This window comes from Amycolatopsis sp. M39 (assembly GCF_001651785.1).
Classification (GTDB): domain Bacteria; phylum Actinomycetota; class Actinomycetes; order Mycobacteriales; family Pseudonocardiaceae; genus Amycolatopsis; species Amycolatopsis rubida.
This window is the reverse complement of record NZ_LWSF01000026.1, coordinates 64,088-76,148: the sequence shown is the minus strand read 5'-3', so window position 1 is coordinate 76,148 and position 12,061 is coordinate 64,088. Positions and strand designations below refer to the sequence as shown.

At 70.3% G+C, this 12,061-nt stretch carries 3 protein-coding genes and 1 pseudogene; all 4 read left to right on the top strand.

Features of this window, described 5'->3' with window-relative positions:
• Positions 1 to 195, top strand: a pseudogene (locus A4R44_RS51210) (hypothetical protein); the annotation flags it as partial.
• The gene (locus A4R44_RS36740) at positions 192 to 1,412 is read left to right on the top strand and encodes an acyl-CoA dehydrogenase family protein (protein ID WP_067591377.1); all 1,221 of its coding nucleotides are present in this window, start codon (positions 192 to 194) and stop codon (positions 1,410 to 1,412) included. The pseudogene A4R44_RS51210 and the gene A4R44_RS36740, both read left to right, overlap by 4 nt.
• Positions 1,403 to 2,383 carry a 2,3-diaminopropionate biosynthesis protein SbnA gene (gene sbnA / locus A4R44_RS36735; protein ID WP_067591374.1) on the top strand — a complete coding sequence of 327 codons (981 nt, stop codon included), beginning with the start codon at positions 1,403 to 1,405 and terminating at the stop codon, positions 2,381 to 2,383. The genes A4R44_RS36740 and sbnA overlap by 10 nt, the downstream gene beginning before the upstream one ends.
• On the top strand, positions 2,380 to 12,060 hold the full coding sequence (locus A4R44_RS36730) for a non-ribosomal peptide synthetase (RefSeq protein ID WP_067591371.1): 9,681 nt from the start codon (positions 2,380 to 2,382) through the stop codon (positions 12,058 to 12,060). Before sbnA ends, A4R44_RS36730 begins: the two co-directional genes overlap by 4 nt.
• Position 12,061: the final 1 nt, after the last annotated feature.

The following is a 12,061-nucleotide window of genomic DNA, read 5'->3' as shown; positions in this document are numbered from 1 at the left end:
GAAGCCGATCTGCTGGCGGACGGGAGTACGGCTCCCGCGCGGGCGCGGTATCTGCACCAGCTGCTGTCCGATGTGGACCGGAAACTGCTCGGGCTGCTGGGGGCGAAGGGTTTTCTCGCCGGCGGACCGGGTGAGGTCGCCGACGTCTCGGAGCTGCTCGCGAGCGTCCACGAAATGGCCGAGGGGATGACGTGACGGGCACTGTGCTGACCGAATCGTTGCTGGCGCTGCGGGAGCTCGCCGCCGAATGGGCGAGCGGCCTCCGTGCCGCCGGTGCGGTGCTCGACCGCGATCCCGAGGCCATCGCCCAGTTCGCCGATCTGCCCGCGGTGCGCTGCATGGCGCAGCTGCTGGTCCCGGGGGAGTACGGGGCGGAGGGCATCACCGTCGCCGGGCACCGGTTCCACGGGATGACCGCGCTGGAACGGACGGTGCTGCTGGAGGAGTTCGCCCGGGGCGACGCGGGCGCGACGCTCGCCGCACCGGGCGCGTCCATGTCCGGCGTGCTGCTCGACGTGCTCGGCGACGACGAGCAGAAAGCCTGGTTCTACGGCAGGCTCGTCGACCGTCCGACGTGGACTTTCTTCGCGCTCACCGAACCCGACGCCGGTTCCGACGCGAACGCGCTCACCACGAGCCTGACTCCGGGACCGGACGGAGACTTCGTTCTCAACGGCCGGAAACGGTATGTCGGCAACGCTTCCCGCGCGGGCATGGGCGTCGTCTTCGCCCGCGCCGCACCCGGCCCGCTCGGCGTCCGGGCGGTCCTTGTGGACACCGCTTCCCCCGGTTTCCACGCCGAACCGCTGGACATGCTCGGATTGCGCGGCGCACGGTTCTGCGCCCTCGAGTTCGACAACGTGCGAATCCCCGCGAACCGGGTGCTGGGCCGTCAGCTTTCCCCGGCCCGGCGCGGAATGTGGGCCGCCACGCTGACGTTCAACCGTCTCCGCCCCGGCGTCGCGGCGATCGCGGTCGGCATCGCGCGAGCGGCGCACGAGTATGTCCGGGCCGAAGGCGGCCTGCGCACCGGCGGCGTGGCCGCCGAATGGGATCAGCTGGGCTACCGGATCGAGAGCGTCCGGAACCTGGTGCACCTCGCGGCGATGGAGGTGGACGCGGGCGGCAGCCGCGGCGGGCACCTCGCGTCGTCCGCCAAAGCCGAAGCGAGCCGGCTCGCCGAGGACGTGACCAGGGCGGCCTGCCGGTTCTTCGGGCCGAGCGCGCGCTGGAGGCATCCCTTGCTGGACAAGCTTGTTCGCGACGCACGCGGCGTCGAATTCATGGAAGGCGCCGCGAACATCCAGAAACTCATTGTCTTCACCGGGCTGCTCGCAGGCAAAGTCGGCCATGGCGAGTCGTTCCCGGCGCTGAGCGCCCCCTCGGGCACCGGAGGTTTGCCGTGCGGGTGATATCCGCCCCCCAGGAGTTCACCGTCCCGGATCTCTATGTCGACCTGCGCCGGTTCGTCGGCCGGGACTTGTTCGTCAAGTGCGAGGGGTTCAACTTCGCCGGGTCGATCAAGCTCAAGGCCGCGCTGGAGATCGTCGAACGCGCCGAACGGGACGCCGTGCTGCGCCCCGGGCAGACGATCGTCGAGAGCTCGTCCGGGAACATCGGCGTCGCGCTCGCGATGGTCGCGGCCAGCCGGGGGTACCGGTTCATCTGCGTCACCGACGACCACTGCACGCTGTCCGCGCGGCAGCTGATGCAGAACTACGGTGCCGAGGTCCACGTGCTGACCGAACCGCATCCGGTCGACGGACTGGTCGGCGCGCGGCAGCGGCTGGTGGAGAGTCTCTGCGCGGAGCACGAGGATTACGTCTGGCTCGACCAGCACACCAACCCGGGCAACTGGACCGCGCACTACCGGACCACCGGCCCGGAGATCCTGCGCATGTTCCCCGGCCTCGACGTGCTGTTCGTCGGCACCGGCACCGCCGGGACGCTGATGGGCTGCGCCCGGTACCTGCGCGAGGCGCGCCGGTCGATCCGCGTGGTCGCGGTGGACAGCGTCGGCTCGGTGAGCTTCGGCGGTCCGCCCGGGCCGAGGCAGATTCCCGGGCTCGGCTCCGCGATCCGCCCGGCGCTGCTCGACGAGGCCTTAGTGGACGATGTGGTGCACGTCGAGGAAACCGAAACCGTGCAGATGTGCCGGACACTGGTGGGGCACGGGTTCCTGTTCGGCGGCTCGACCGGCACCGTCGTCGCCGGAGCGCTTTCCTGGCTCGCCCGCGAGGATCGCGACCTGACCGCCGTGGCCATCTCGCCGGATCTGGGCGACCACTACCTGGACACCGTCTACCGGGACCACTGGGCCGCCGACGCGCTCGGCCGCGTGCCCGGGCAGACCACCGACCGACTTTCCGAGGTGCCGCGATGACTGCTGTCGAGACCAGTCTGCCCCTGTCCACGGCTCAGACCGACGTCTGGTTCGACGAGCAGCTGTCCGGAGGCGGCCTGGCCTACGCGATGGCCGACTACCTGGACATCTCCGGCGACCTGGACGTGGCCGTGTTCGTCGAGGCGTTCCGCCTGCTCACCGACGAGGCCGAATGCTTCCGCGCGCGCTTTTTCGAGGTCGAGGGCGAACCGCGCCAGGTGGTCGAGCCGCTGACCGAGCTGCCGGTCAGCTTCCTCGATCTTTCCGGCGAGCCGGATCCCGAGGCGGCCGCGCTCGCCTGGATGCACGAGGACCTGGCCCGGCCGTTCTCGGTCAGCGATTTCCCGCTGTTCCGTGCCGCGCTGCTCACGCTCGGACCGCGCCGGCGATTCTGGTATCTCACCACTCACCACCTGGTGGGCGACGGGTTCAGCGCCGCGATCTGCCACCGCCGGATGGGCGAGCTGTACACGGCCGTGCGGACCGGCAAGGCGCCCGAGGGCCGTCCGCTGCCGCCGTTCCGGGACCTGCTGGAATCCGAACTCGCCTACCAAAGCTCGACGCACCTCGGGCGTGACCGCGAGTTCTGGAGCAGCCACTTCAGCACGGTCCCGGACCTGATCAGCCTGTCCGGCAAGGAACCCGCGCCGGCGCGCGGATTCCTTCGCGGCACGCTCGCCCTGCCTGCCGGCGCGGCCGCCGCCGCGCGCGAGGCGGTGGCACAGGCCGGGGTGACCCTGCCGACCTTCCTGCTCGCCGCGATGGCCGCCTACACCGAGCGCCTTTCCGGGATCCAGGACCTGATGCTGACCGTCCCGGTCGCCGCCCGCGCGGGGGTCCGGACGCGGACGATTCCGGGGATGATGGCGAACTACCTGCCGTTGAAAATGCAGGTCACGCCCGCGATGACGCCGCAGCTGCTGCTGAAGCAGGCTTCGCGCGAACTCGCTCGCACGCTCAAGCACCAGCGGTACCACGTCAACCAGATCCGCCGCGACATCGGCGTGCGCAGCGACGAGCGGCGGCCGTTCGGCGGCCCCTTCGTCAACGTGCTGCCCGCGGACCCCGGGCTGCGGCTGGGCGACTGCGTGACCCGGGTGCGGAACCTGTCCACCGGGATCACCAACGACCTGTCGATCACCGTACTCGACGAGCCCGGTGGCGGGATCGAACTGCACCTCAACGGAAACCCGGACCTCTACGACAAGTCCGGAGTGGACACTCATCTGCACCGGTTCGCCGGATTCCTGGACCGCTTCGCGCACGCCGATCCGGAGGCACCGCTCGCACACATCGATGTCGCCGATGCGCAGGAGCGCGAGGAACTGCTCGCGGCCGGGTTGGGTGCCAGTGGTCCGGTGGGCGCGGGCGTGGTGGAGCGGGTGCGCGCGCAGGCTCCGGACGCGGTGGCGGTGGTCGATGCCGCCGGTTCGGTGAGCTATGCGGACCTGGTCGGGATGGCCTCGGCGTTGTCGCGGCGGTTGCCTGCCGGACGCGTGGTCGGCGTGCTCGCTGGCCCGGGGAGCGGCTTCATCTCGGCGGTTCTTGGCGTGCTCGGTGCTGGTGGCGCCTACGTGCCGCTGGATCCGACGCTGCCGTTGGCGCGGTTGCGCGATCTGGTGGCGGACAGCGGCGCGGCCTGTGTGGTCGCGGCGCCGGAGTTTCGGGACGTCGCGGCGGAGCTGCCGGTGGCCGTCGTGGAGCTGGACGGGACGGTTGACCCCGAGCTGGCACCGGTGGCCGGCGCGGACGACGACGTGGCGTACGTGATCTTCACCTCGGGTTCGACCGGCCGTCCGAAGGGCGCGATGGTTTCGCGGCTCGGGATGATGAACCACCTGCTGGCGAAGGTGGAAGACCTCGGGCTGGGCGAGTCGGATGTGGTGGTGCAGAACGCGCCGCTGACGTTCGACGTGTCGGTGTGGCAGATGCTCGCGCCGCTGGTGGCCGGCGGTCAGGTCCGCGTGGTGGACCGGCGGGTCGCGGCGGATCCGGAGACGCTGTTCGGCTTGGGCATGTCGGTGCTGGAAGTCGTGCCGTCGTTGCTGCGGGCCGCGTTGGACTTCTGGGACGCGGGCGGCCCGCCGGAGCTGGCCGGGCTGCGGTGGCTGGTGGTGACCGGCGAAGCGTTGCCGCCGGACCTGTGCGTGCGCTGGTTCGGGTACTTCCCGGAGATCCCTCTGGTGAACGCCTACGGTCCGACGGAGTGTTCGGACGACGTAACCCACGCGGTTCTGTCCAGTGTGGACGATGTGCGTGGGCTGCGGACGCCGATCGGTCTCCCGGTCCGGAACACCCGGCTGTACGTCCTGAGCGACGAGCTGCGGCCGGTCCCGGCGGGCGCGGCCGGCGAGCTGTATGTCGGCGGTCTGGTGGTCGGCCGCGGCTACGTGGGCGACCCGGGCAAGACGGGTTCGGTGTTCGTCGCGGACCCGTTCGGCGAGCCGGGCGTCCGGATGTACCGGACCGGCGACCGCGTCGTGCGCCGCTCCGACGGGGCGCTGGAGTTCATCGAGCGCCGCGACTTCCAGGTCAAGATCCGCGGTCACCGCATCGAACTCGGCGAGATCGAAGCCACCCTGCGCGAGCTGCCCGAGATCGCGGACGCGGTCGTGGTGGTGCGCGACGATTCCGGGGCCAAACGGCTCGCTGCGTACCTGGTCGGCACGGAGCCGGTCGACATCCCGTCCGTGCGCAGCGAACTGCAGCAGCGGCTGCCGGACTATTTGGTGCCGCCCGCGATGGTCGTGCTCGACGCGATGCCGCTGACCGTCCACGGCAAGGTCGACCGGGATGCGCTGCCCGAGCCCGATTTCGCCGCCGAGGCGGTCGGCCGGTCGCCGCGCAACGCCGTCGAGGCGATCCTGTGCGACGTGCTGGCCGAGGTGCTGACGGTGCCGAAGGTCTACATCGACGACAACTTCTTCGCGCTCGGTGGCGACAGCGTCAGCTCGATCCAGGTGGTCAGCCGCGCGCGCAAGGCCGGGCTGGTCATCACCCCGCGCGATCTGCTGGAAGCCCGCACCCCGGCGGCGATCGCGGAGAACGCGGTCCCGATCGGGGACGATGTCGCCGCGGAACCCGCCGCCGCGCTGGTCGAACTCGAACCGGGCGAACTCGACGAGCTGCGGGCGGGGCCGGTCGAGGAAGTGCTTCCGCTCGCGCCGTTGCAGCAGGGCATGCTCTTCCACGCCGAACTGGACGCCGAGGGAGTCGATTTCTATGCCGTGCAAGCGATCGCGGACCTCGAAGGACCGCTGGACACCGCCGCGGTCCGGGACGCCTGCGCCACGCTGCTGACCCGCCACACCGCCTTGCGCGGATACTTCCGGCGTCGCCGCAACGGGGAACCGGTGCAGCTGGTCGCGGAATCGGTCGAGCTGCCCTGGACCGAAATCGACCTGACCGTCCTGCCGGAGGAGGACCGCGAAGCGGAGCTGCGGCGACTGGTCGAACAGGACCGGTTGCGCCGTTTCGACTTGGCGTACCCGCCGCTGGTCCGCTTCACGCTGATCCGGGTCGCCGCCGAGCGCTATCGGTTCCTGTGGAGCGCACACCACATCGCCACCGACGGCTGGTCGGTGCCCATCCTCATCGACGAACTGGCCCAGCTCTACGCAGGCGGCGCGAGGACCGCGCTGCCCGAGGTGCCGCAGATGCGCGACTACCTCGCCTGGCTGTCCCGTCAAGACGAGGAGACTGGACGGAAAGCCTGGCAGGACCTGCTTGACGGGCTGCCCGGACCGACCCGCGTCGCACCAGATCTGCCCGCCGCCGCGGCCCTGCCCGCGACTGTCGAGTTAGCACTGTCCGAAAGCGACACTGCGCACCTCTACGCCTGGGCACGGGAACACGAGGTGACCGTTAGCACGATCGTGCAAGCCTGCTGGGCGATTCTGGTCGGCCGCTTGGCCGGGCAGCAGGACGTGGTCTTCGGCGCAGTGGCCTCCGGACGTCCCGCGGAACTGCCGGGCGTCGAAACGATGGTCGGCATGTTCGTGAACACCGTACCGGTCCGGGCCCGCCTCGACCCGGCTCGCCCGGTCCGCGAACTGCTCGCCGGACTGGGCCATCAGCAAGCCTCGATGGTGTCCTACCAGCACATCGGTCAAGCGCAGTTGAGCGGAGCCATCCCGGACAGCGGCGAACTCTTCGACACCGCAGTGGTGTTCGAGAACGTCCCAGCCGGCGACGGCGGCCCGCTGGTGAAGCTCGGCGAGGACGTCCGCGTAGTCGACGCAGTCACGCTCGACTCCCGGCACTACCCGCTCAGCCTCGTGGTGGAACCGCACGCCTCGCTCGCCTTCCGCTTCGACTACCTCCGCGAGGCCTTCGGCGAGGACCGCGTTCGCGAGCTGGCGCAGCAATTCCGGGCGCTGCTCGACACGGTCCTCGACGACCCGGACCGCCTGCTCGGCCGGATCGACGTGGTGGCCGAACCGGCGCAGACCTTCCTGCTCGGCGCTACTGGCCCGGTCGGCACGGGCGTGGTCGAACGGGTGCGCGCGCAGGCCCCCGACGCGGTCGCAGTGGTCGACGACTCCGGTTCGGTCAGCTATGCGGACCTGGTCGGCTTGGCTTCGGCGCTTTCCCGCCGGTTGCCTCCGGGACGGGTGGCGGGGGTGCTCGCCGGTCCCGGGATCGGCTTCGTCTCCGCGGTTCTCGGCGTTCTGGGCGCAGGCGGTGCTTACGTGCCGCTGGATCCGACCGTGCCGCTCGCCCGGCTGCAAGGCTTGGTGGAGGACAGCGGTGCGGCGTGCGTGATCGCGGCCCCGGAGTTCCGGGAGCTTGCGGCCAGCCTGCCAGTAGCGGTCATCGAGCTGGACCAAACTGTCGACACCGAGTTGGCCCCGGTCGTCGGTGCTGACGACGATGTCGCGTACCTGATCTTCACCTCCGGCTCCACCGGCCGCCCGAAGGGCGCGATGGTGTCGCGCCTCGGGATGGTCAACCACCTGCTGGCCAAGGTGGAAGACCTGGCGTTGAAGCCGTCGGACGTCCTGGTGCAGAACGCCCCGCTGACGTTCGACGTCTCGGTGTGGCAGATGCTGGCCCCGCTGCTGGCCGGCGCTCAAGTCCGAGCAGTCAGCCGCGAGACAGCGGCGGATCCGGACGCGTTGTTCGGTTTGGGCATGTCGGTGCTGGAAGTCGTGCCGTCGTTGCTGCGGGCCGCGTTGGACTTCTGGGACGCGGGCAGCCCGCCGGACCTGACCGGTCTGCGGTGGCTGGTGGTGACCGGCGAAGCGTTGCCGCCCGATCTGTGTGTGCGCTGGTTCGAGTATTTCCCGGCCATCCCGATGGTGAACGCCTACGGCCCGACCGAGTGCTCGGACGACGTCACGCACGCCGTGCTGTCCAGTGTGGACGATGCGCAGGGCCTGCGGGTGCCGATCGGCCTGCCGGTGCGGAACACCCGGCTGTACGTGCTGGGCGACGAGCTGCGCCCGGTCCCGCCAGGTGCCGCAGGCGAACTGTACGTCGGCGGGCTGGTGGTCGGACGCGGTTACGTCGGCGATCCGGTCAAGACGGGCTCGGTGTTCGTGGCAGATCCCTTCGGCGAGCCGGGCGCCCGGATGTACCGCACCGGTGACCGGGTGGTCTGCCGGGCCGATGGCGCGCTGGAATTCGTGGAACGACGCGACTTCCAGGTCAAGATCCGCGGCCATCGCATCGAACTCGGCGAAATCGAAGCCGGTCTGCTCTCGCAGGAATCCGTCACCGACGCGGTAGCGGTCGTGCAAGGCTCCGACGCGGCCAACCGGCACCTGGTCGGCTATGTCGCGGGAACCGCCCGCCCCGAGGACCTGCAGGCCCAGCTGGCCGAACTGCTGCCCGCGTACATGGTGCCGAGCGCGATCGTCGTACTCGACCGGCTCCCGCTCACCGCGCACGGCAAGGTCGACCGCAAAGCCCTGCCTGCCCCGGAAAACCTGACCGGTCCGGAGAAACGCGGCCCACGCACCCCCGTCGAGGAACAGCTGACCCGGCTCTACGCCGAGGTGCTGGGGTTGCCCGAAGCCGGTATCGACGACGACTTCTTCGAGCGCGGCGGCCATTCCCTCCTCGCCACCGCGCTGGTCAGCCGGATCCGGTCGGAACTGAACGTCGAACTGCCGCTGCGGGACCTGTTCGAGGCGCGCACCGTCGCCGCACTGGCCGGACGGCTCGCGTCGGCAGGCCAGGCACGCGCGGCGTTCCGCAAGCTGGACCGTCCCGATCCGCTGCCGTTGTCCTACGCTCAACAACGCATGTGGTTCCTGAACCGGCTCGAAGGCGAACACGGCGGATACACCATCCCCCTCGCCGTGCGGCTTTCCGGAGAGCTGGACCGTTCGGCGCTCGCCGCAGCCGTCGACGATCTGACCGCACGCCACGAAATCCTGCGCACTGTCTTCCCGGACACCGACGGCGTCCCGTTCCAGCGCGTCCTCGACGCGGGGGAGTCCCTGCGCACCGCACCGATGCCCGAGGACCTCGCCGCCGCACTGGCAGAGGAAGTCGCCCGCGGCTTCGATCTGGCCGTCGACCTCCCGTTGCGCAGCAAACTGTTCGGCCCCGGCAGCAACGGCGACCACGTCCTCTTGCTGGTGCTGCACCACATCGCCGGAGACGCTTGGTCCGTCGACGTGCTCGCCCGCGACCTCGCCACCGCTTACGAAGCGCGGTTGTCCGGGGACAGTCCACAGTGGACCGAACTGCCCGCCCAGTACGCGGACTACTCGGTCTGGCAGCACTCCCTGCTGGACGACACCAAGGACGGCGAATCCGCCCGCCTGCTGAAACACTGGCGGGAAGCACTCGACGGAGTCCCCGGCGAGCTGGCGCTGCCGGTCGACCTGCCGCGCCGTTCCTCCGGCGGATACCGCGGCGGAACCATCGAGTTCGAGCTGCCCTCCACCGTGCATCAAGCCCTCGCACGGCTCGCGCACGACCAAGGGGCGAGTCTGTTCATGGTCGTCCAGGCCGCGCTGGCCACGCTGCTCACCCGCCTGGGCGCGGGAACCGACATCCCGCTCGGCAGTCTGGTCGCCGGACGCCCGGACGAAGCCGTGCACGACCTCGTCGGCTTCTTCGTCAACACGCTCGTCCTGCGCACCGACACCAGCGGCGACCCGCGCTTCACCGAACTGGTCGCGCGAGTCCGCGACGCCGACCTCACCACGTACGCCCACCAGGACCTGCCCTTCGAACTGCTGCTGGAGGCGACGCAACCGGCACGGTCGATGTCGCGGCAGCCGTTGTTCGGAGTGCTGCTGTCCTTCTACGACGTCCCGCCGTCCGAAGTCAGCCTCGGCAGCCTCACCGCGCGACCCGAGATGCTCGCCCCGACGCACAAGAAGTTCAAGTTCGACCTGACCTTCCAGCTGGGCCAGCACAAGGGCGAGCGCGGTCTGGAAGGCACGCTCGAATACAACGCCGAAGCGTTCACCGCGGAAGCCGCACAGTTGCTCGTCGACCGGCTGACGCTCCTCCTGACGGCCGCCGCCGAAGACCCCGGGCAGCCGCTGAGCCGGATCGACCTGCGCACTCCTGCCGAACGAGCCACCTCGGCCGTGCCTGCTGCCGAGGTTCCCGACGGTTTGCTGGTGCCGGGGGACATCGGTCTGCGCGAGCAAGCCAACCGGCTGGCCCGGGCTTTGCAGGCGCAAGGCGCGGGGCCGGGGGAGACGGTGACCGTCGACCTGCCGCCGGGTCGCGATCGCTGGGCAGCGATCTTCGCCGTCCTCGCCGTCGGCGCAGCTTGGACGCCGAGCGGGCCGTCTCGCCGCACAGTCCCCGCGGACGTGTCCGGATTCGCCGACACCGACCTGGAGGTGTCGCTGTCCGGGGCGGAGCTGGCCTATCGCGGAGAAGCGGTCTTCAGCCGAGATGCCCTGGCCGCGACGATCGCCGCCCTGCTGACCGAATTGCCGCTCACGGCCAGCGACCGCGTACTGGCACCGGACACCGAGTTCGCGCTGCCGGTCGTGCTGGCCGCGTTGCATGTCGGCGCGGTGGTGACTGTCGCGCCCGCCGCCGAGATCGCGGAACTGGCCTCGTCGGTGGACCCGAGCGTCGTGGTCCTGACTCCGAGCATCGCGAAAATGCTGGCGCTGCGTCCGGGCACCCGGGTGCTGAACTTCGGCGAGAGATTCCTCGACGGAGCACTCAACTGTGACGGCACCGCGGCATCCGGCTGGCTCTCGCTGGTCAACGGACGCCCGTTCGCGCACAGCCGCGCCAACGTCCTCGACCAGAGCCAGCAGCCAGTGCCTCGCGGTGGCCGAGGAGAGCTGTACTTGGCTGGCGCGTCCACCGGCCTCCCCGCCCGCACCCGCTTGGACGGAACCGTCGAAGTGATCCGCGAGGCCCAGGTACGCGGCTTCGCGATCCCGCTCGGGCAGATCGAATCCGCCTTGCACCGGCAGCCCTCGGTCGCCGCGGCCGCCGTAATCGCTGAGGACGATGCGCTGATCGCCTATGTCGTCCCGCAATGGGAGCGCGGCGTCGACCCGCTAGCCCTGCGTGAGGCACTGGCCGCTGACCTGCCCGACTACCTGATCCCGACCGCCTTCGCGGAACTGGACACCATCCCAGTCGCCCCGGACGGCACGCTAGACCGCTCCGCCCTGCCCGCTCCCGCCGCACAAACCAGTCAGGACACCAGCGAAGCCGTCGAGCTGCTGCGTACTGCTTTCGCCGAAACCCTCGGCATCGCCGACGTCGACGCCCAGACCGGTTTCTTCGAACTGGGCGGCAACAGCCTGCAGTCCGTCCGCCTGGTCGCGCTGGCCCGACGAGCCGGACTACGGCTGACGGTCGCCGACGTCCTGACGCACGGCAGCGTCGAACGCCTGGCCGCACTCGCCGAACGAGCCGAACCGGATCTCGCCGGCCCGCCGGACCCGTTCGCACCGGTGCTGCCGATCCGTCCGACCGGGACGAACCCGCCGCTGTTCTGCCTGCACGCCGGACTCGGCCTGAGCCTGCCCTACCTCGGCCTGGCCGCCCACTTGCCGGACCGTCCGATCTACGGCTTGCAATCGCCGGGAATCAGCGGCGCCGAACAGTTCCCGGACTCGGTCGAGCAGGTCGCCGAGGACTACCTGAAACACCTCCGCCGCATCCAACCGCACGGCCCGTACCACCTGCTCGGCTGGTCCTACGGCGGCTTGCTGGCCTTCGAACTGGCCGTACGCCTGGAATCCGAAGGCGAAACGGTCGGCTTGCTGTCCATCTTGGACAGTTACCCGCAGGACGGGACCGAAGCCGCACTGTCCCGGCACGAACTGCTCGTCGACTTCCTGGAGCACGTCGGCTTCCACGACACCGAAGCCGGTGCCGAGCTGACCCCCGCCGACGTCATCGCCGTGCTGCGGCAGGGGGACAGCCGACTGGCCGACATCGGAGAGGAACGCATGGCGCGCGTCCTCGCCGTGATGGACAACAACGCCGCGCTAGCCCACCGGTACCGTCCGGCGCGGTTCACCGGCGCGGTCGAACTGTTCGTCGCCGCCGAGGGCCTGACCGACGCCGAGGTGGCCGAACGAGCAGGCCGCTGGGCGCCGCACGTGTCCGGTCGAGTGCGGGCGCACCGGATCGAGTGCGGTCACGAATACCTGATGGACCCCAGGCCGCAGGCGGAGATCGGTGCCGCGGTGGCCGGAACGCTGGCGAGCAACGAGGAGTCGCAGTGAC